Origin of the sequence: Bradyrhizobium monzae, from assembly GCF_021458635.1 — a bacterium.
Taxonomy (GTDB): domain Bacteria; phylum Pseudomonadota; class Alphaproteobacteria; order Rhizobiales; family Xanthobacteraceae; genus Bradyrhizobium.
Map to the genome: position 1 here is coordinate 1 of NZ_JAIRDQ010000003.1, position 19524 is coordinate 19524.

A 19524-nucleotide genomic window follows, 5' to 3' on the forward strand; every position below is an offset into this window, starting at 1 on the left:
ATCACTTCACCTCGCGCTCGTCGCCTCCAGGCTCCGGCTATAGCGCGACATCGCGAAGCAGAAGACGAAATAGATCGCGGCGACGAAGATATAGACCTCCACCGAAAACTGCTGCCAGGCCGGATCGATGATCGCGGTCTTGGCCGTGGTGAGCAGATCGAAGATGCCGATGATCAGCACCAGGCTGGTATCCTTGAAGAAGGCGATGAAGGTGTTGACCAGCGGCGGGATGACGTGGCGGATCGCCTGCGGCAGGACGACCAGCCGGTGCTTGCGCCAGTAGGACAGCCCCAGCGCGTCAGCGGCTTCGTATTGCCCGCGCGGCACGGCCTGGAGGCCGCCGCGGATAACTTCGGCAAGATAGGCGCCCGCAAAGAGAATGATCGCGATCTGCGCACGCAACAGCTTGTCGATGTTGAATCCAGCCGGCATGAACAGCGGAAACATCACGCTCGCCATGAACAGTAGGCTGACCAGCGGCACGCCGCGGATCAGCTCGACATAAAGCACGCTCAGCGAGCGGATCGCCGGCAGCTTTGAGCGCCGGCCGAGCGCAACCAAAATGCCGAGCGGGAAGCCGAACGCCAATCCGAACGTCGCCAGGATCAATGTCACCGGCAACCCGCCCCAGCGATCCTGCGAGACGAAGGACAGCCCGAACACGCCACCCCACATCAGCACGCTGATCAGCGCCAGCGCGCCGATCCAGAGAAAGGCCAATTCGCGCCGCCATAGCGCGCGACGCGTGGAGAGAAAGAACAGCGCGATGAACAGCACGACGGAGAGCGCAGGCCGCCATTGCTCGTCGAAGGGATAGGTGCCGAACAGGATGAAACGGTATTTTTCTGGGATGATGGCCCAACAGGCGCCGAGGCCGCGCGCGGCCTTGCAGGCGCTGGAATCGTTGGCCGGCGCGAGCCAGACCGCGTTCGCAATGCCCCATTGCGCGAAGCTGATCGCGCCCTTCCCCAGCACCGCCAGCAGGACGACCGTCAGAATGCCGTTGGGGATCGACGAGAACAGATTGGTGCGCAGCCAGCGCAGCACCGGATTGCCGATTTGCGGGCGGCGGGCGGCACGCGGCAGGTCGGGCATGTCGGTGATCGCCGTCATCGTCAGCGCTCCGACAGCGCGATGCGCGCATTGAACCAGTTCATGAAGAAGCTGATGCCGAGACTGATGGTGAGGAAGACGGCCATGATCAGCGAGATCGCCTCGATTGCCTGCCCGGTCTGGTTCAACGTGGTGTTGGCGATCGAGACCACGTCCTGATAGCCGATCGCGACTGCGAGCGACGAGTTCTTGGTCAAATTGAGATACTGGCTTGTCATCGGCGGCACGATCACGCGCAGCGCCTGCGGCAGAATGATCTGCCGCAGCATGAAACTGCGGCGCAGGCCGAGCGCGCTGGCGGCATCCCACTGCCCGCGCGGCACCGACTGGATGCCGCTGCGCACGATCTCGGCGATGAAGGCCGACGTGTAAGTCACGAGCGCGATCAGCAGCGCGAAATATTCCGGCGCGAGCGTCAGCCCGCCGACGAAGTTGAAGCCGCGCAGCTCAGGCCATTCGACCGTCCAGGACACGCCAAGCGCCAGCGACGCCGCTGCCGGCAGCACGACAATGAGGCCGAGCGCAAAGGGCCAGGCCGGCCGCGGCTTGCCGTCACGCATCTGCTGCGCGACCAGCCGGCGCTGAATGACCAAGAAAGCAGCGCAGCCCAGCGCGGCGGTGCCGAGTACCCAGAGCTGCGGCGAGCCCACCGGGATCGCCGGCAGGATCAGGCCGCGATTGGAGAGGAAGACGCCCTCGACCGGCCGCCACGCCGCACGCGCGGCCGGCAACGCCTGCATCAGAACGTACCAGAACAGCAGCTGAAGCAGCAGCGGAATATCGCGCAGGACCTCGACATAGACGGCGGCGAACCGCGACAGCAGCCAGTTCGCCGACAGACGCGAGATCCCGATCAGCGTGCCCAATATGGTCGCGAGCACGATGCCGATCACGGCGACGCGCAGCGTGTTGGCAATGCCGACGACAAAGGCCCAGAGGTAGCTGTCTCTCGGATTGTACGCGAGCAGGCTGTCGGCGATCGGCATGCCCGCTTCGCGGCCGAGAAACGCAAAGCCGGTGGTGATGCGACGCGCCGAGAGGTTGGTGACAGTGTTGGACCAGAGGAAGGCGATGACGGCGACCGCGACGCCGACCACCAGCACCTGCCAGAACAGGCCCTTCAATTCGTTCGGCCCGAGCGCGCCGAAAAAGCTGCGGCGCGGCGGCGGCCTGGAAGCATCTGACGTCACGGCACAAAAATCCTCTCAAAAGCAGCGATTTCCGGCGGCGCACGTCAACTGTTGCACCAATCCAAGAACCGTGCAACAAATGTTTCATGGCCGAGCCCGCGAAATCCTCGCCCCTGAGCGAACTCCGCATTGCGTTGCCATCACTCCCCCTGCGCTTGCAGGAGGTCGGGCGTTTTGTCGCGGCCAATGATTACGACGCCACCACCCGTTCGATGCGCGACCTCGCGGCCGAAGCCGGGGCCGATCCCGCGGCGTTCACACGGCTTGCGAAGGCGATCGGCTATTCCGGCTGGGACGATTTGCGCGCCGCGCTGACCGAGGCACGGCGGCCATCGCCGACTTCGCCTTTTTCGGCTCGCGCCAGGAGCCGCCGCCACGGTCCGAACGCGGACGTCACGCTCATCACCGACAAGCTCGAGGCCGAGGCTGCGGGCCTGCCGCGCATCTCCGCCCATGCGATCGCGGATGCAGCCCGCACGCTGCACGAGGCAAAACGGATCTGGATCACCGGCTATCGCAGCTGCCGCAGCGTCGCGGAATTGCTCAACTACGAGCTCAGGCTGTTCCGCCCCGAACAGGTGCAGATCGTCGGCGCGTCCGGTCCCGACGATCTCGATCTCGGCGCCTTCCGCCCCGGCGAGGCCGTGATCGTCATTGGCTTCATGCCTTATACCAACGCCAGCGTCCGTGTCGCACAGGCTGCCTATCGCGCCGGCGCGACGCTGATTGCGATCGCAGACAGCGTCGCCGCGCCGATGGCCGAGGGCGCCGACCACGTGTTGCTGTTCGAAGCCGCCTCCTCGCCCGGATTCTTCCCGAGCCTCACCGGCGCGCTCGCGATTGCGCAGTCGCTCGCCGCAGTGACGTTCTCACTCGGCGGCGCGGCCGCCAAGAAACGGCTTCAGGATACCGAGGCACGGCTCGCCACAGCCTCCACCTACGTCTCAGAGAAAGGTTGACCCATGGCCGCTCGCACCAGCCGCGTGCTGCATCGCTCGTTGCGTGAGACGCCCCCCAAGGCGATCGGCGGCGAAGGCGTCTACCTCTTTGCCGAGGACGGACGCCGCGTGATCGACGCGTCCGGCGGTGCGGCGGTGTCCTGCCTCGGGCATCAGCATCCCCGCGTGATCGCGGCAATGGCGAAGCAGGCCTCGACGCTCGCCTATGCCCACACCGCCTTCTTCTCCTCCGAGCCGGCCGAGGCGCTCGCCGAAACGCTGGTCGGGCATGAGCCCGGCGGCCTCGCCTACGCCTATTTCGTCAGCGGCGGGTCGGAGGCGATCGAGGCCAGCATCAAGCTCGCGCGGCAATATTTCATCGAGCGCGGCGAGCCGCAGCGGCAGCATTTCATCGCGCGGCGGCAGAGCTATCACGGCAACACGCTCGGCGCGCTCGCCGCCGGCGGCAATGCCTGGCGCCGCGCGCCCTATGCGCCGCTGCTCTCGGCCGCCTTCAGCCATGTGACGCCAGCGTTTGCCTATCACGAGAAGCACGACGACGAATCCGACGCACAGTTCGTGGTGCGGCTCGCAGCCGAGGTCGAAGCCGAATTCCAGCGGCTCGGACCCAACACCGTCGCGGCGTTCCTGGCCGAGCCCGTCGTCGGCGCCACCGCCGGCGCGGTGACCGCGCCGGACGGCTACTTCAAGGCAGTCCGCGAGATCTGCGACCGGCATGGCGCGCTGCTCATCCTCGACGAGGTCATGTGCGGCATGGGCCGCACCGGCACCACGCACGCCTGGGAGCAGGAAGACGTCGCTCCTGATATCCAGGCGATCGCAAAGGGGCTCGGCGGCGGCTATCAGCCGATCGGCGCAATGCTTGCGAGCGGCAGGATCATCGACACCATCCGCTCCGGCTCGGGCGCATTCCAGCACGGCCACACTTATCTCGCGCACCCCCTTGCCTGCGCGGCCGCGCTCGCGGTGCAGGACGTGATCCGGGAGGACAATCTGCTGGCGCAAGCGAAGCAGCGCGGCAAGCAGCTCGAGCAACGGCTTACCGAGCGATTCGGCAATCACCGTCATGTCGGAGATATCAGGGGCCGCGGGCTGTTCTGGGCGATCGAGCTCGTCGCCGATCGTGCCAGCCGCACCTCGTTCGACCCGGCACTCAAGCTGAACCAGAAGATCAAGGCGGAGGCCTTTGCCAACGGACTCGGCTGCTATCCCGGCGGCGGCACCGTGGATGGTATCCGCGGTGATCATGTGCTGCTGGCGCCGCCCTATATCGCTTCGGCAGGCGAGATCGATCAGATCGTCGACAAGCTCGGCACGGCCGTCGACAACGTTCTGCGTAGTGTCAATCACTGAGGGGAGAGTAGCATGATGAGGACAATGGTTATCGCAGTTGGTGCGCTTGCGGCATCGGCGGTTGTCGCGCAGGCGGCGACGCTCGACACGGTCAAGAGCCGCGGCACGCTGGTGTGCGGCGTCAGCGCCGGCTTTGCCGGCTTCTCGGCACCGGACTCGCAAGGCAATTACAAGGGCCTCGATGTCGACTATTGCCGCGCACTCGCCGCCGGCGTGCTCGGTGATGCCAACAAGGTGCGTTACGTTTCGCTGACCGCGCAGAACCGCTTCACCGCGCTGCAGTCGGGCGAGATCGACGTGCTCTACCGCAACTCCACCCAGACTTATCTACGCGGCGTCACGCTGGGACTGCGCCAGGGACCGATCAACTTCTACGACGGCCAGGGTTTTGTCGTGAAGAAGGACCTCGGCGTGAAGGAGCTGAAGGACCTCAAGGGCGCCACCGTTTGCGTCGCGCAGGGCACCACGCACGAAGTCACGCTTGGCGATTACGGCCGCGCCAACGGCATCGACTGGAAGCCGCTGGTGTTCGACCGTGTCGACACCATGTACCAGACCTTCTTCGGCGGCCGCTGCGATGCCATGACCCAGGACGCCTCCGCGCTCGCCGGTGCGGTCACCACCGCGGCACCGAACCCGGCCGACTACGTCGTGCTGCCGACGACCATCAGCAAGGAGCCGCTCGGCCCCTTCACCCGCAACGGCGACGAGGTCTGGAGCGACATCATCACCTGGCTGCATTACGGCCTGATCGAAGCCGAGGAGCTCGGCGTCACCCAGGCCAATGTCGATGAGATGGCGAAATCGCAGACACCCGCGATCCAGCGCCTGCTGGGCGCCTCCGGCGATCTCGGCTCGCGCCTCGGCCTCGACAACAAATGGTTGGTCACCGCGATCAAGGCGACCGGCAATTACGGCGAGATCTACGAGCGCAATGTCGGCAAGGCGAGCCCGCTCAAGCTCGAGCGCGGTCTCAACGGCCTCTGGAGCAAGGGCGGCTTGATGTACGCGGTGCCGTTCAAGTAAACGTCTCCCGTGCCCTGGACGCGCAATACTGCGCATTGCGCTGCGTCCGGGGCACGAGACCACAAGGTAGTCACGTCCAATGACGACGCCCCCTCGCATCGCCCTGATCCACGCCCTCAAGCACTCCATCGCCCCGATCGAGGCGGCGTTCGCGCAGGCGTGGCCGCAGGTGCGGCTGATGAACCTGCTCGACGACAGCCTGTCGGCGGATCTGGCGCGCGACGGCAAGCTTGGCGATGCCATGACCGAGCGCTTTCTCGCGCTCGGCGATTATGCGGCAGCGACCGGGGCGAACGCGATCCTGTTCACCTGCTCGGCGTTCGGCCCGTGCATCGAAGCCGTCGCGCAGGCGCATACGCCGATGCCGGTGCTGAAGCCGAACGAAGCCATGATCGAACGGGCCGTGACGATGGGCAAGAAGATCGGCCTGCTCTCGACCTTCCCGCCGACGCTGGTCTCGATGCCACCGGAGTTTCCGGCCTCCGTGCAGATCGTGCCAAAACTTGCCGACGGCGCGCTGGCCGCACTCGACCGCGGTGACCGCGCCACGCACGACCGGCTGATCGTCGAGGCATCAAAGGATTTGCGCGACTGCGACGTCATCGCGCTGGCGCAGTTCAGCATCGCGACAACTGCGCCGCTGGTTGCGGAAGCCACTGGCCGGCCGGTCGTGACGACGCCGGATAGCGCCGTCGAGAAGCTGATGAATCTGTTGAAAGCGAAGGCTTAAGCGCCCGCCTTCTTGCGACGCTGCGCATCCGTGATCGCAACGGCGAGCGCGGCCTTCGTCTCGTTCACAAAATCCTCGACCAGTTCCTCGCGTGTAGCGTGCGCAGCCTCACCGGTGAAAAGGCCTTGCTCGGCCAGCATCACCACGCCGTGCAGTGCCGCCCAGATCTTGAGGGCCTGCCGCTCGCGCAAAAAGCCGACCGCAGGCGCTTCCAGTGCTTCGATCACGAGTGCAAACGTCTCGCGGGTCGCCTCGTGCAGCTCGCTGCCCTTGGCTGCGCAGGACACCGTGCGCGAGGCAAACATCAACCGGTAGATGCCATTGCGGCGCAGGCCGAAATCGAGCGTCGCCTGCGCCAGCCGCGACAATTTTGATTGCTTCGATGGCTTCGCCATCGCGTCCCGAAGAAGCGTGCTGAGCTGCCGGAACGCCTCCGCCGTCACCGCGGCAAGCAATGCCTCGCGGTCAGCGAAATGACGGTACGGCGCCGGCTGCGAAACACCGAGCTGCTTTGCGAGCGCCTTGATGCTGATCGCTTCCGCCCCGCCCTGCTCCGCCTCACGCAACGCAGCCTTGATCAAGGCGTCGCGGAGATCGCCATGGTGGTAGGTGTTTTCGGGCTTGCGAGCGAGTTGTGAACGCATGTTGCGGCGAAGCCTATAAGTTTGCGCTTGACAGGGGAAGCCCGTCGCGAATGTAATAGCATATAACTTAGAATAAGCGGCAAATGCCGCAGACAACATTGACAAGAGGAACGCGCCGCCCTTCGGGGCACGCGCATACGACCGAGGGAGCCGCAATGGCAGGACGACTCAGAGTTCACGTCGATCCCGACAAATGCCAGGGCCACGCGCGCTGCAAGGCGCTGGCGCCGGAGCTGTTCGAGCTCGATGAATACGGCAACGCCCACGAGGCCGGAGACGGCACGGTTCCACCGGGTCTCGAAGACAAGGCCTGGCTTGCCAAATCCAACTGCCCGGAAATCGCGATCGATGTGATCGAAGAGTAGCGCGGACCTGCCCGCGTTCCCCGTGCCTTCAGCGAACACGAGCCCCAAGGGATTTTTTGTCATGTCCGACGTGAGCCAGCCCACAGCCCATCCGCCCGTGACCGACTGGATCAATGACTTCGACCATACCGATCCGCAATGGACGGACGATCCCTTCCCGATCTGGGAGGAGCTGCGCGCCGCGAGCCCGGTCGTGCATACCGAGCGCTTCCTCGGCTGCTACATGCCGACGACGTATGAGGCGGTGCGTGAAATCGCCAACGACACCGAGCATTTTTCGTCGCGCCGCATCATCGTCCGCGACGTGCGGCCCGAGGTCGCCCGAAACGCGGCCCCGCCGATCACCTCCGATCCGCCCGTGCACAAGCCGGCCAAGCAGTTGCTGCTGCCGCCCTTCACGCCGGATGCGATGAAGAAGCTCGAGCCGCGGATGCGCGCAATCTGCAACGAGCTGATCGACGGGTTCATTGCCGACGGCAAGGTCGATGCCGCGGCGCAATACAGCAAATACATCCCGGTTCAGGCCATCGCGCACATGCTCGGCATTCCCGAGAGCGACAGCGATCTCTTCATCAACTGGATCCACATGATCCTGGAGCTCGGCATCAAGGACGAGAACAAGCTGCTCCAGGCCGTGCAGGAGATGAGCGCCTATTTCAGGGCGCATATCGAGGAGCGGAGGTCGAAGCCGACCGACGATCTGATTTCCTACCTGATGAATGCCAAGGACAAGGAAGGCCAGCCGCTGGAAGAGTCGCACGTGCTGGGTTCGCTGCGTCTGCTTCTGATCGCCGGCATCGATACCACCTGGAGCGCGATCGGTTCCTCGCTCTGGCATCTCGCCCGGACGCCGGCCGATCGCGAACGGCTGATCGCCGAGCCGGGCTTGATCCCGATTGCTGTGGAGGAACTGCTGCGCGCCTATTCGCCGGTGACCATGGCGCGCGAGGTGGTCGAGGAGACCACGATCTCGGGTTGCCCGGTCAAGGCGGGCAACATGGTGCTGCTGTCCTTCCCGGCCGCCAATCGCGACCCAAAAATGTTTCCGAACGCTGACAAGGTCGTGATCGACCGGCGAGAGAATCGCCATGCCGCCTTCGGCCTCGGCATCCACCGTTGCGTCGGTTCCAACCTGGCGCGGATGGAGATGCAGGTCGCGCTGGAGGAATGGCTCAACCGAATTCCGGACTTCCGGCTCGACCCGGCAGGCACCGTGACCTGGTCGCAGGGCACGGTCAGAGGCCCCCGCCAGTTGCCATTTTTGCTCGGAAAGGCGATGTAAACTCCCAGACAGAGGATTTTTGGGAGGCCGGACGTGACAGAACAAGCAATCAAGCCGGCCTCCGACCACATCGACCTCGCCGACGCAGAGCGGCGGATCAAGGCCATCTTTATCGGCTCGATCGGCAACCTCGTCGAGTGGTACGACTTCTATGCCTATACGGCGTTCGCGCTCTATTTCGCTCCGGCCTTCTTCCCGGGCGGCGATCCCGTCGTCCAGCAATTGAACGTTGCCGTGGTATTTGCGGCAACGTTCCTGATGCGCCCCCTCGGCGGCTGGCTGTTCGGCTACATCGCCGACCATTTCGGCCGGCGCATCTCGCTGACCCTGTCGGTCGTCTTCATGTGCTTCGGTTCGCTGATCATCGCGCTGACGCCGACCTATGCGACGATCGGCTTCGCCGCCCCGGTAATCCTGGCGCTGGCCCGCGTGATCGAGGGTCTGAGCCTTGGCGGCGAATACGGCGCCAGTGCAACCTATTTGAGCGAGGTCGCCGACCCCAAGCATCGCGGTTTCTATTCGAGCTTCCAGTACGTCACGCTGATCGGCGGCCAGCTCACCGCGATCATCGTGCTGCTGCTCCTGCAAAAGGTCTTCCTCACGCCCGACGAGCTCAAGGCCTGGGGCTGGCGTATCCCGTTCGCGATCGGCGCGGCGCTCGCGATCTTTGCCGCGGTGATGCGGCGCAATCTGCAGGAGACTGAAGCCTTCGAGGAAGCCAAGAAGGTGGTGAAGCCGACCGGCTCGATCACCAATTTGCTGAAATATCCGCGGGAGCTTTTGCTCGTGGTCGGCCTCACCGCCGGCGGCACCGCAGCGTTCTACACCTTCACCACCTATATGCAGACCTTCGTCAAGCTCTCGGTGGGCCTGACAGAAGATCAGACCACTTTCGTGATCTTCGGCACGCTGATCTTCGCGACCATCCTGCAGCCAATCTATGGCGCGATCTCCGACAAGATCGGCCGCAAGCCGCTGTTGATCTTTTTCGGCGTCGCCGGCACGCTCGCGACGGTGCCGCTGCTGATGACGCTGAAGGAGACCAAATCGCCTTTCATGGCCTTCATCCTGATCTGCGCCGCCTGGCTGTTCGTCGCCGGCTACACCTCGATCAATGCGGTGGTGAAGGCAGAGCTGTTTCCGACCAATGTTCGCGCTCTCGGCGTCGGCCTGCCCTATGCGATCACGGTCTCGATCTTCGGCGGCACGGCACCGGCGATCGCACTCTATTTCAAGAGCATCGGGCACGAGGCGTGGTTCTACTATTATCTCGCCGGCGTGATCTTCCTGTCGCTGATCATCTATTCCACCATGCGCGACACCAAGCATGCCTCCGCGATGCACCGCCACGAGTAACTCATTTTCGAGTAGATCATGGCCGACGAGACGCCATCCGACAGCAAGCTGACGCGCACCAAGGAGAAATGGGCCCGCGAGGGCCGCTTTCTCACGGGCAAAGTCACACGGCCAGAGAACCAGCGGCTGCCACCCGGCCAGCATCTGACGAAAGATTGGCCTGTGCTCGATCTCGGGGTCATGCCGCCGGTTTCGCGCGAGCGCTGGCGGCTTGACGTCTATGGCGCGATCGAGAATCCCGTGTTCTGGACTTTTGCCGAGTTCGCCGCGCAGAAGCAGGACCAGTTCACGTCCGACATTCATTGTGTGACCACCTGGTCGCGTTATGACAATGAGTGGGAAGGGCTCGCGACACGCGAGCTGCTCGCAACCTGCCAACCGCGCGACGATGCACGCTTCGTGGTGCTGCATTCCCATGACGGGTACACCACCAATCTCGCGCTCGAAGACTTTGCCGCCGAAGACGCGCTGCTCGCCCATAGCTGGTCGGGCCAGCCACTGTCGGACGAGCATGGCGGCCCGGTGCGGCTCGTGGTGCCGCAGCTCTATTTCTGGAAGAGCGCAAAATGGCTCCAGGCCATCGAATTCGTTACCGAGGATGCGCCGGGCTTCTGGGAGGTCCGCGGTTATCATAACCGCGGAGATCCCTGGGCCGAGCAGCGCTATTCGGCCGACTAGGGTCACACAAGAACGGGGAAAGCCCATGCCGACGGAACGCTTTCAATTCACCGGCGAAGGCGGCCATCAGCTCGCAGCCGCGCTGGAGCTGCCTGACGGCGAGCCCGTAGCTTACGCACTGTTCGCCCACTGCTTCACCTGTGGCAAGGACACGCTGGCCGCCAAGCGCATCTCTGTTGCACTTGCCGCCAGGGGCATCGCGGTTCTGCGCTTCGACTTCACCGGGCTTGGCTCCAGCGAAGGCGATTTCGCCAATTCGACGTTCTCCTCCAACGTCGCCGATCTCGTGCATGCGGCCGACCATCTGCGTGCGACCCGCAAGGCGCCGTCGATCCTGATCGGGCACAGTCTCGGCGGCGCGGCGACCCTGGCGGCCGCCGGAATGATTCCGGAAGCCAAGGCGGTCGCGACCATCGCGGCGCCGTCCGATCCTGCGCATGTCACCGGTCTCTTTAGAGAGCATCTCGACAACATCCGCGCACAAGGCGAAGTCGAAGTCTCGCTCGCGGGCCGCCCGTTCCGGATCAAGCGCGAATTCCTCGACGACATTGCCGAACACGAGCTGATGAAGGACGTCACCGGTCTGCATAAGGCGCTGCTGGTGATGCAGTCGCCGGTCGACGACACCGTCGGCATCGACAATGCGACCAAGATCTTCGTTTCCGCAAAGCATCCCAAGAGCTTTGTCTCGCTCGACCACGCCGATCATCTGCTGACCAAGCCGGCCGATGCACTCTACGCAGCCGATGTGATCGCGGCCTGGGCGAGCCGCTACATCGATGCGGCAAAGCCCGCGAATACCATAGGTGTCGCGGAAGAGCCCCGCAGGGTCGTGGTTCAGGAGACCCGCAAGAGCAAGTTCAACCAGATCATCACCGTCGGACCGCATCATCTGGTGGCGGACGAGCCGGTGGCGGCCGGCGGCGAGGATGCCGGTCCGGGGCCCTATGATTTCCTTCTCGCCGGTCTCGGCGCCTGTACCTCCATGACCATGCGCCTCTATGCCGACCGCAAGTCGCTGCCGCTCGACCGCGTCACTGTCACGCTGAAGCATTCCAAGATCTACGCCAAGGACTGCGCGGACTGCGAGACGCGCGACGGCATGCTCGACCAGATCGAGCGCGACATCGCGATCGACGGCGCACTGGATGCCGAGCAGCGCAAGAAGCTGATGGAGATCGCTGACAAGTGCCCGGTGCACCGGACGCTGACCTCGGAGATCCGCATCGTGACGAAGGCGGTGGATTAACGCGCTATTGTTTGAGCATGATCTTTTCGGAAAACCGCTTCACACGTTTCCGGATCATGCTCTAGAAGCACGACGCCATCGTTCGCACCGCTGCGCTGATCTCGCTCTCGCGCCAGGCCGCAAAGCCGAGCAAGACGCCATGATCGCGTGGTGTGCCCAGCGCCAGGCTGGATAGAGCGCGCGTTTCAACACCAGCGTCGACCAGCCGCTTCACCGCCGCCCGATCGGCGCGACCGCGCTTGAGGCGGGCGACAAGCTGGATGCCGCCCGACGGCACCTCGACCGAGAGCACCTCGCCGAGATGACGCTCCAGTCCCTCGACGAGGTGATCGCGCCGCGCGTGATAGAGCCGGCGCATCCGGCGCAGATGCGCCAGAAAATGCCCGTCGGCGATGAACTCGGCCAGCGCTTCCTGGATGTGGCTGGAAGCGATCAAGCCGATATGCCGCTGCGCGATCTCGAATGTGCTGACCAGCGCCGGCGGCACCACGAGATAGCCAAGTCGGATATCCGACGTCATCGCCTTCGAGAACGTGCCGACATAAAACACCCGGCCATGGGCATCGAGCCCCTGCAAGGCGGGCACCGGCCGGCTGTCATAATGGAGTTCACCGTCGTAATCGTCCTCGACGATCCAGGTCTTGCCGGGCTTGCTTGACCTGAGAAACTCGGTACGGCGGGCCAGCGACATCAGCCGTCCGGTCGGGTGCTGGTGCGATGGCGTCATGAAAACGAGTTTGGGCACGGCCATTCCCGGCATCGCCTGCATGCCCTGCTCATCCAGCCTGATGCCAGCCACGCGCGCGCCAGAGGCACGGAAGGCGGCCGCGGCGCCGGGATAGCCGGGATCCTCAACCCAGACGTCGTCGCCCGGGCTAACGAGCGCAGCCGCTATCAAGGTCAGCGCAGCCTGTGCGCTTGGCAGGATCATGATCTGGTCCGCCGTAGCGCGAACGCCTCTGCTGGTCGCGAGATAATGCGCCAGCGCCTCGCGCAGGGGTGTGCGGTTGACCGAACCAAGCTCGCGCTTGGCCGCGCGCACGGCGCTGCGGCGCAGGCAACGCGCCCAGATCTCGTTCGGAAACTCCCTGACATCGCCATGCCCCGGCCGCAACGGCTTTAGAGGCGCCTGATAGGACATCGGCCAGTCCGTGTGCATGAGTTGCGAAGCCCAAGGCGAGAGCTGCGGCTTGGCGGGGCGAATGCGCGAAGCGACGGCGCCCGCTCCTTCGAGGCGCTCCGCACCGTCCGTCACCACAGGACGACGTCCGTGCGACGCCTCGAGATACCCCTCGGCGGCAAGTTGCTCGAACGCGTAGGTGACGGTGTTGCGCGAGACGCCGAGATCGCTCGCGAGCCGGCGGCTCGATGGCAGGGCGCGGCCTTTGGCGAGGCGGCCGGCCGCAATCAGGCTTCGGAGCTGGCCTGTCAGTTGCGCCACCAGCCCCCCATCGTCGGCCCGGTTCAGGTCGATCAGGGCGGAGATCATGCTTTCCGAAACTGGCACCTTGTTCCTCTCCAATCTGGCCCTTTTTCAGGTACCAGATGAGATGCTATCTCGCGGGCCGCACGGCTTCAAGGATTCTGCGATGAACTCTTCCCTCTCCCCCCGCACGGCGATCGGCCTGTTTCTCATCGTGGTGCTGGCCTGGGGCGTGAACTGGTCGATCACGAAGCAGCTCGTGCAATTCCTCCCGCCCCTCTGGACGTCGGCGATCCGGAGCTGGATCGCGCTCGCCGGCTTGTTCGTGATCCTCGGACTGAGCAACAATCTAGTGATTCCGGAGCGCCGCGATATTCCAGTGGTCTTGAGCGTGGCGCTGCTGCACATGACGGTGTTCTCGGTCCTGGTTGCGGCCGGTGTGCGCTTCCTGCCCGCGAGCAAGGCCATCGTGCTCGGCTACACCACGCCGCTCTGGGTCGCGATTGCCGCCCCCTTGCTGGGGAAGGACACACTGACCGCGCCAAAGCTCGCCGGCGCCCTGCTCGGACTGGTCGGGTTGGCCGTGATCCTGAACCCGACGTCGATCGATTGGACCAATGCGAACGTCGTGCTCGGCGCCGGCATGGTGATCCTCGCCGCGATCTCCTGGGCCGCGAACATCATCTATATCCGCGCGCATCGCTGGATCGCGTCCCCGCTCCAGCTGTTGATCTGGCAGGTGCTCGTGGCAACCATCGTGCTCACAGGGTCGGCGCTGATCACGGATGGCCTGCCGCACGCGGAATGGTCGTGGAGGCTCGTGCTGCTGTTCCTGTATTCCGGCCTGATCGGGACAGCGCTTGCCTATTGGGCGATGTCGATGGTCAACAAGAGCATCTCGGCCCTCACCACGGCGCTCGGCACCACCGGGACACCGCTCGTCGGCATCGCCAGTGCGGCGATCCTGCTGGGTGAGCCCATCGACATCAGCCTGGCCGTTGCGGCCGGACTGATCGTCGCCGGCATTGGCCTTGCGACGCTGGGCGACCGGCTGCTGCGCCGTCAGGCCACTGCGAGCGGCTGAACACGCAAGCCTCCGCGCAGGCCTGCCGTCGTGCCGAGCAGGATGCCGGCGACCGCAATGAACGAGCCCAGCGCGAGCGTCGAGATGCCGGTGAGCCCCTGCCCGATCGAACAGCCAAACGCCATCACGCCGCCGATCCCCATCAGCGCGGCGCCACCGGCCGAACGCAGCATGTGGCGTGGCGACGAATAGGCTTCGAGGTGGAAGCGGCCTGTGGCGAGCGCAGTCACCAGACTGCCGGCAAGGACGCCGACAACGGTCGCGATGCCGAAGTTCAGCGTCAGGCCGGTCGAGAGCATCGCGTATTGCAGGCTATCGGCGATCGGCGCGATGAAGGTGAGCGATGTCACCGGGACAGGATTGAAGTCATCGGCACCGAGATAGCCGGTGACGTACCAGCCACCGGCGACGAGCAGGCCGACGATGACGCCCGCCGCGATCTGGCCCGGCGAGCGGCGAAACGCCGGATGGGCGAAAGCAAACAGGATCAGCGCGATGACGATCGCGGCTGCGGCCAGCGCGCGCGAAACGGTTTCACCGAGCCCAAGCGCCGTTAACAGCGTGGGCATCGAATTGGCGGTGAAGGTGGTTTGAGAGGCCTGAACCAGCGCAATGCGCGCCGGTGCGATCAGGCCTTTGAGTGTCATCTGCGCGGCAATGGCGAGCACGATCACGACGACGAAAGAGCGGAGATTGCCGCGGCCGAGCAGCACCAACGCGCGCGAGCCGCAGCCGTTCGACAGCACCATGCCGTAGCCGAACAGCAGACCGCCGAGGAACAGCACCGGCACCGAAAAGGTTGGTTGCAGGTAGATCGACTTGCCGAGATCGATCATGCCCTTGCCGGCGAGGAACTGGCTTGCGGCGATCGCGACGGCGATCGCCAGCGCGTAGCTGCGCACCAGCCGCCCGTCCCCACCCGCCAGCCATCCGCGCATGCTGCTCGTGAAGCAGAAGCCACTGAGCAGGCCGACGGCGCCATAGATCAGGCCAATGACGAGGCCGGCGAGGATGACGAGTTGGGCGGGCGATTCCATGATTACGGCTTCAGGATCACGCGATCCCGCGAGGAGCCGGCGACCGCAACGTAAGCTTCTTTCGCGCGCTCGAGCGGGTAGATCGCATTCGCTTTGATCGGGAACGGCTTCAGCTGGCCGCTCGTAAAGCCGGGCCCGAGATCGCGCAGCACGGCGCCGGTTGCGGCCGACGACAGCCCGAGCGTGTCGATGCCGACATAGGTGTGCTGCCCCCGGTAGAATTCGAGGATGTTGAACTGCACGATGCGGTCGATCGCGGCGATCAGTATCTGGCGACCACGCAGTGCGAGCGACTTGTGCGCGGCCTGGAAGTAGGGATCACCGACCGTGTTGAAGACGATGTCGGCGCCCCTGCCGCCGGTCAATTCGCGCACGCGCGTGGCGACATCCGTGGCGGAAGCGTCGATGACCTCGATCGGCACATTGCTGTGGCCCTCATAGGCTTCCGCCTTGCGCACCACGCCGGCGACGCGCGCGCCCTGCCAGGTCGCGATCTGCACCGCGGCTTGACCGACCTTGCCGTTGACGCCGAACACGAGAACCATCTCGCCACTCTTCGGCACGCCCGCGCGGCGAAAGCCTTCCATCGCCGTAACGAAGGGCACGCCGATGCCGGCGGCCTCCTCCCAGGATACGCTCTTCGGCTTCTCCACCACCGCGTCGGCTTCGACCACGAGATGGCTCGCGTGCGTGCCGTCGCGGCGGATGCCAAGATCACCGGAGGAGCCGAACACCTCGTGTCCGATCGTGCCAGTCGGCCCGTCGATCACAACGCCGGCGTAGTCACGCCCTGGCGTACGCGGAAACACGGCATAGGGCATCAGCCCCGTCGCAGCCTTGACGTCGGACGGATTGACGGCGGCGGCCTTCACCTCGATTAGGAGATCGTTCGGGCCGCGCGTGAGCGTATGACGCTCGACGCTGGGCGCAACCGCAGCGGCGTTTTCGGCCTTGGCATTGAGGCGGACGCAACGCGCCTCGACGGTTTTGGGTTCGGCTGGCGACATAAGAAAGACCCACGATTTCTCGCGGGCCTTGTCGCCTTTGGGGACGATCAAGTCAATCCGTCAAGTCAGTCCTTGGGCCGCTTGTCGTAGAGCCGCTTGGCCTTGCCGAGCGAACGCTCCAGCGTGGCCGGCGCAACCACGTGCACCCTGGAGCTGATGCCAATCGTGTTCTTGATGTGGGTCGCGATCCGGTCGGCATGGTCGACGAGGCCCCGTCCGTCCCAGCTTTCGGGTCGGGCCTCGGCGATGATGGTCAGCTCGTCCATGCGGCCTTCGCGGGTCAATTCGAGGATGAAGTGGCCACCACACCAGTCGGTGGCGAGCAGCACCTCCTCGATCTGGGTCGGGAACAGATTGACGCCGCGTAGGATGATCATGTCATCCGAGCGGCCCGTCACCTTCTCCATCCGCCGCATGCCCGGCCGCGCGGTGCCCGGCAACAGCCGCGTCAGGTCGCGGGTGCGATAGCGGATCACCGGAAAGCCCTCCTTGGTGAGCGAGGTGAACACAAGCTCGCCTTTCTCGCCGTCCGGCAACACCGCGCCCGTCTCGGGGTCGATCACTTCCGGGTAAAAATGGTCCTCCCAGATGTGCAGGCCGTCCTTGGTCTCGATGCACTCCTGCGCGACGCCGGGGCCGATCACCTCGGAGAGGCCGTAGATGTCGGTCGCATCCATATCGAAGGCGTCCTCGATCTCGCCGCGCATCGCATTGGTCCAGGGCTCCGCGCCGAAGATGCCGACCTTGAGCGAGCACTGGCGCGGATCGAGCTTCTGGCGCTTGAACTCGTCGAGGATCGCCAACATGTAGCTCGGCGTCACCGTGATGATGTCAGGGCGGAAATCGTTGATGAGCTGCACCTGCCGCTCGGTCATGCCGCCGGAGATCGGCACCACCGTGCAGCCGAGCTTTTCGGCGCCGTAATGCACACCCAACCCGCCCGTGAACAGGCCATAGCCATAGGCATTGTGGATGATCATGCCGGTCCGGCCGCCGGCCGCGCGGATCGAGCGCGCCATCACCTCCGACCAGGTCTCGATGTCTCGCTGGGTATAGCCGACCACGATCGGTTTGCCCGTCGTGCCGGATGACGCATGCACGCGCACCAGTTTCTCGCGAGGCACGGCGAACATGTTGAAAGGGTAGTTGTCGCGGAGATCCGTCTTCACCGTGAATGGAAACTTTGCGAGATCAGACAGCTCGCGAAAATCGGACGGATGCACGCCGGCCTTGTCAAAAGCCTTGCGATAATGCGCGACGTTGTCATAGGCGTGCTTCAGCGACCAGGCCAGCCGCTGCTTCTGCAGCGCCATGATCTCATCGCGTGACGCGCGCTCCTGCGCATCCAGTTCGGCCCTATAGACGTGGCCGCCTTCCTTCCGCTTCGTCGAAGCCATTCTCGTTTCCCCACATTGATTTGTTCTTCTCTTTATTGGTCTCTTATTGGTCCTGCGCCGGCAACCATGTGCCGGCAATGACACGCGAATGTCCGCGGAATTCAGCGATGACAGTGTCACCCGTGGTGACGCGCACGTCGTAGATACCGGAGCGGCCGCCTCGCGTGACTTCCCTCGCCTTCGCAACAAGGCGATCGCCGAGCTTGCCCGGCTTGATGAAGGTGATCTGGCCTTGCGCAGCCACGACACGGTCATTGTGCGAGTTGCAGGCAAAAGCGAAGGCGGAATCGGCGAGCGTGAAGATGAAACCACCATGGGCGATCCGCTGGCCGTTGACCATGTCGGGCCGCACTGTCATGGCGAGCGTCGCGAAACCCGGACCGATCTCGACAATCTCCATGCCGAGACCCTTCGACGCATCGTCTTCCGACCACATCGCATCAGCGCAGGCGCGGGCAACATCCTCAGACGACAGGGCAGCTTTGACGTTCACGCGCTTCTCCCGGCGAAATGCTTGCTCATGATGTTCTGCTGGTTGGCCAATACTGTCAAACGTGATCGTAATCGACCACGACCCGCTCCGACGATGGCTTGGCCTGACAGGTCAGGACGAAGCCCGCCTTCAGCTCCCATGGCTCCAGCGAATAATTGAGGTCCATCGGCGCCTCTCCCTCGACCAGTTTTGCGCGGCAGGTCGAGCACATGCCGCCCTTGCAGGCGAAGGGAAGATCGACGCCGGCACGTAGCGCTGCATCGAGGATCGCCTCGTCCTCGGCAACCGGCACGTCGCGGCGCTTGCCGTCGATGATCAGGGAGGCAATCGCCTTCGGCGGCGCGTCGATGGCAACGGCCTTCTTCGGTCGCGGCTTGCCGCCGAACTCGGAGACGAAGCGCTCGACATGGATGCGATCGTCAGCGATGCCGATATCGCGACAAGTCGCCTCGATCTCCTCGCTCATGCCTGATGGACCGCAGATGAAAACATGATCGACGCTCGCAGCCGGCACCAGCGAACGCAGCAAGACTCTCACCTTGTCCCCGTCGAGCCGGCCATGCAGGATCGGGATGTCCTGCTCCTCGCCCGAGATGACGTGGAAGATCGAGAGGCGGTCGATGAAACGGTCCTTCAGCTCCTCGAGCGCCTCGAGGAACATGATGTTGCCAGTCGCGCGATTGCCGTAGAACAGGAAGAAGCGGCTGTCCGGCTCGCGCGCCAGGATACCCTTGACGATCGACAGGATCGGCGTAATGCCGGAGCCAGCTGCAAAACCAACATGGATATGCCCGGCTTCAGCCGGCGGGACCACGCCAAAGCGCCCGGTCGGCGTCATCACATCGAGCTCGTCGCCGCGCTTCAATTCGTCGGCCGCCCAGCTCGAGAACGCGCCGCCATCGACCTTCTTCACGGCGATGCGGATTTCGCCGTCGTCGGGGCCTGAGCAGATCGAATAGGAGCGGCGCACCTCCTCACCATCGAGCGTGGTCCGGAGCGTGAGGTACTGACCGGGGCTGAAAGCATAATCATCAGCAAGTTCGCGCGGGATGGCGAACGTCATCGAAACGGCGTCCGACGCCTCGCGGCGGAGATCGTTGACGGCCAGGCGATGGAAGCGCGGTGCGGATGCTGACAT

At 64.5% G+C, this 19524-nt stretch carries 19 protein-coding genes; 10 read left to right on the forward strand and 9 right to left on the reverse strand.

Going from position 1 to position 19524, the window contains the following annotated elements:
* Positions 1-6: 6 nt before the first annotated feature.
* Together K3F49_RS13535 and K3F49_RS13540 are read right to left on the reverse strand one after the other, a co-directional pair.
* Positions 7-1113 carry an amino acid ABC transporter permease gene (locus K3F49_RS13535; RefSeq protein WP_234681446.1) on the reverse strand — a complete coding sequence of 369 codons (1107 nt, stop codon included), beginning with the start codon at positions 1111-1113 and terminating at the stop codon, positions 7-9.
* A gap of 2 nt (positions 1114-1115) precedes the next feature.
* Positions 1116-2303, reverse strand: a complete 1188-nt coding sequence (locus K3F49_RS13540) for an amino acid ABC transporter permease (protein WP_234681447.1) — start codon at positions 2301-2303, stop codon at positions 1116-1118.
* Between the two features lie 86 nt (positions 2304-2389).
* On the opposite strand from K3F49_RS13540, the gene K3F49_RS13545 reads away from it, so the two are divergent.
* From K3F49_RS13545 to K3F49_RS13560, 4 genes are all read left to right on the forward strand, one after another.
* The gene (locus tag K3F49_RS13545; RefSeq protein ID WP_234681448.1) at positions 2390-3262 is read left to right on the forward strand and encodes a MurR/RpiR family transcriptional regulator; all 873 of its coding nucleotides are present in this window, start codon (positions 2390-2392) and stop codon (positions 3260-3262) included.
* A 3-nt stretch (positions 3263-3265) separates the two neighbouring features.
* Positions 3266-4615, forward strand: coding sequence for an aspartate aminotransferase family protein (locus tag K3F49_RS13550; RefSeq protein WP_234681449.1), 1350 nt, complete (start codon positions 3266-3268; stop codon positions 4613-4615).
* A 12-nt stretch (positions 4616-4627) separates the two neighbouring features.
* The gene (locus K3F49_RS13555) at positions 4628-5641 is read left to right on the forward strand and encodes an amino acid ABC transporter substrate-binding protein (protein ID WP_234681450.1); all 1014 of its coding nucleotides are present in this window, start codon (positions 4628-4630) and stop codon (positions 5639-5641) included.
* A gap of 79 nt (positions 5642-5720) precedes the next feature.
* The gene (locus K3F49_RS13560) at positions 5721-6371 is read left to right on the forward strand and encodes an aspartate/glutamate racemase family protein (protein WP_234681451.1); all 651 of its coding nucleotides are present in this window, start codon (positions 5721-5723) and stop codon (positions 6369-6371) included.
* On the opposite strand, the gene K3F49_RS13565 is transcribed toward K3F49_RS13560, so the two are convergent.
* The gene (locus K3F49_RS13565; protein WP_234681452.1) at positions 6368-7015 is read right to left on the reverse strand and encodes a TetR/AcrR family transcriptional regulator; all 648 of its coding nucleotides are present in this window, start codon (positions 7013-7015) and stop codon (positions 6368-6370) included. The genes K3F49_RS13560 and K3F49_RS13565 overlap by 4 nt on opposite strands.
* A 155-nt stretch (positions 7016-7170) precedes the next feature.
* On the opposite strand from K3F49_RS13565, the gene K3F49_RS13570 reads away from it, so the two are divergent.
* The 5 genes from K3F49_RS13570 (at position 7171) to K3F49_RS13590 (ending at position 11945) form a co-directional block, all read left to right on the forward strand.
* The gene (locus K3F49_RS13570) at positions 7171-7380 is read left to right on the forward strand and encodes a ferredoxin (protein ID WP_234681453.1); all 210 of its coding nucleotides are present in this window, start codon (positions 7171-7173) and stop codon (positions 7378-7380) included.
* Between the two features lie 61 nt (positions 7381-7441).
* The gene (locus K3F49_RS13575) at positions 7442-8662 is read left to right on the forward strand and encodes a cytochrome P450 (protein WP_234681454.1); all 1221 of its coding nucleotides are present in this window, start codon (positions 7442-7444) and stop codon (positions 8660-8662) included.
* Between the two features lie 33 nt (positions 8663-8695).
* Complete coding sequence (locus tag K3F49_RS13580; RefSeq protein WP_234681455.1) at positions 8696-10018, forward strand: MFS transporter; 1323 nt, start codon at positions 8696-8698, stop codon at positions 10016-10018.
* Positions 10019-10036: 18 nt separating this feature from the next.
* The gene (locus K3F49_RS13585) at positions 10037-10696 is read left to right on the forward strand and encodes a sulfite oxidase-like oxidoreductase (protein WP_234681456.1); all 660 of its coding nucleotides are present in this window, start codon (positions 10037-10039) and stop codon (positions 10694-10696) included.
* A gap of 25 nt (positions 10697-10721) precedes the next feature.
* On the forward strand, positions 10722-11945 hold the full coding sequence (locus tag K3F49_RS13590) for a bifunctional alpha/beta hydrolase/OsmC family protein (protein ID WP_234681457.1): 1224 nt from the start codon (positions 10722-10724) through the stop codon (positions 11943-11945).
* A 61-nt stretch (positions 11946-12006) separates the two neighbouring features.
* Here the strand turns inward: K3F49_RS13590 and pdxR are convergent, their stop codons facing one another.
* Positions 12007-13434: a MocR-like pyridoxine biosynthesis transcription factor PdxR gene (gene pdxR / locus K3F49_RS13595; RefSeq protein WP_234681978.1), complete on the reverse strand. Its 1428-nt coding sequence runs from the start codon at positions 13432-13434 to the stop codon at positions 12007-12009.
* A gap of 100 nt (positions 13435-13534) precedes the next feature.
* On the opposite strand from pdxR, the gene K3F49_RS13600 reads away from it, so the two are divergent.
* Entirely contained in the window at positions 13535-14452 is a 918-nt protein-coding gene (locus K3F49_RS13600; protein WP_234681458.1) for a DMT family transporter, read from the forward strand.
* On the opposite strand, the gene K3F49_RS13605 is transcribed toward K3F49_RS13600, so the two are convergent.
* From K3F49_RS13605 to paaE, 5 genes are all read right to left on the reverse strand, one after another.
* The gene (locus K3F49_RS13605) at positions 14431-15489 is read right to left on the reverse strand and encodes a YeeE/YedE family protein (protein WP_234681459.1); all 1059 of its coding nucleotides are present in this window, start codon (positions 15487-15489) and stop codon (positions 14431-14433) included. The two genes, K3F49_RS13600 and K3F49_RS13605, sit on opposite strands and share 22 nt — an antisense overlap.
* Positions 15490-15491: 2 nt before the next feature.
* Positions 15492-16496: a quinone oxidoreductase family protein gene (locus K3F49_RS13610; protein ID WP_234681460.1), complete on the reverse strand. Its 1005-nt coding sequence runs from the start codon at positions 16494-16496 to the stop codon at positions 15492-15494.
* 65 nt (positions 16497-16561) lie between these two features.
* Entirely contained in the window at positions 16562-17893 is a 1332-nt protein-coding gene (gene paaK, locus K3F49_RS13615) for a phenylacetate--CoA ligase PaaK (protein WP_234681461.1), read from the reverse strand.
* Positions 17894-17936: 43 nt separating this feature from the next.
* Complete coding sequence (paaI, locus tag K3F49_RS13620; protein WP_234681462.1) at positions 17937-18386, reverse strand: hydroxyphenylacetyl-CoA thioesterase PaaI; 450 nt, start codon at positions 18384-18386, stop codon at positions 17937-17939.
* 55 nt (positions 18387-18441) lie between these two features.
* Entirely contained in the window at positions 18442-19524 is a 1083-nt protein-coding gene (gene paaE, locus K3F49_RS13625) for a 1,2-phenylacetyl-CoA epoxidase subunit PaaE (RefSeq protein ID WP_234681463.1), read from the reverse strand.

What these genes read in the sequence shown, in the direction of transcription:
- K3F49_RS13610 (WP_234681460.1), bottom strand. Translation starts at nt 16,496, where the DNA reads ATGTCGCCAGCCGAACCCAAAACCGTCGAGGCGCGTTGCGTCCGCCTC.
- K3F49_RS13565 (WP_234681452.1), bottom strand. Translation starts at nt 7,015, where the DNA reads ATGCGTTCACAACTCGCTCGCAAGCCCGAAAACACCTACCACCATGGC.
- pdxR (WP_234681978.1), bottom strand. Translation starts at nt 13,434, where the DNA reads ATGATCTCCGCCCTGATCGACCTGAACCGGGCCGACGATGGGGGGCTG.
- K3F49_RS13550 (WP_234681449.1), top strand. Translation starts at nt 3,266, where the DNA reads ATGGCCGCTCGCACCAGCCGCGTGCTGCATCGCTCGTTGCGTGAGACG.
- paaK (WP_234681461.1), bottom strand. Translation starts at nt 17,893, where the DNA reads ATGGCTTCGACGAAGCGGAAGGAAGGCGGCCACGTCTATAGGGCCGAA.
- K3F49_RS13600 (WP_234681458.1), top strand. Translation starts at nt 13,535, where the DNA reads ATGAACTCTTCCCTCTCCCCCCGCACGGCGATCGGCCTGTTTCTCATC.
- K3F49_RS13555 (WP_234681450.1), top strand. Translation starts at nt 4,628, where the DNA reads ATGATGAGGACAATGGTTATCGCAGTTGGTGCGCTTGCGGCATCGGCG.
- paaE (WP_234681463.1), bottom strand. Translation starts at nt 19,524, where the DNA reads ATGTCAGCATCCGCACCGCGCTTCCATCGCCTGGCCGTCAACGATCTC.
- K3F49_RS13590 (WP_234681457.1), top strand. Translation starts at nt 10,722, where the DNA reads ATGCCGACGGAACGCTTTCAATTCACCGGCGAAGGCGGCCATCAGCTC.
- K3F49_RS13570 (WP_234681453.1), top strand. Translation starts at nt 7,171, where the DNA reads ATGGCAGGACGACTCAGAGTTCACGTCGATCCCGACAAATGCCAGGGC.
- K3F49_RS13605 (WP_234681459.1), bottom strand. Translation starts at nt 15,489, where the DNA reads ATGGAATCGCCCGCCCAACTCGTCATCCTCGCCGGCCTCGTCATTGGC.
- K3F49_RS13575 (WP_234681454.1), top strand. Translation starts at nt 7,442, where the DNA reads ATGTCCGACGTGAGCCAGCCCACAGCCCATCCGCCCGTGACCGACTGG.
- K3F49_RS13585 (WP_234681456.1), top strand. Translation starts at nt 10,037, where the DNA reads ATGGCCGACGAGACGCCATCCGACAGCAAGCTGACGCGCACCAAGGAG.
- K3F49_RS13545 (WP_234681448.1), top strand. Translation starts at nt 2,390, where the DNA reads ATGGCCGAGCCCGCGAAATCCTCGCCCCTGAGCGAACTCCGCATTGCG.
- K3F49_RS13560 (WP_234681451.1), top strand. Translation starts at nt 5,721, where the DNA reads ATGACGACGCCCCCTCGCATCGCCCTGATCCACGCCCTCAAGCACTCC.
- K3F49_RS13535 (WP_234681446.1), bottom strand. Translation starts at nt 1,113, where the DNA reads ATGACGGCGATCACCGACATGCCCGACCTGCCGCGTGCCGCCCGCCGC.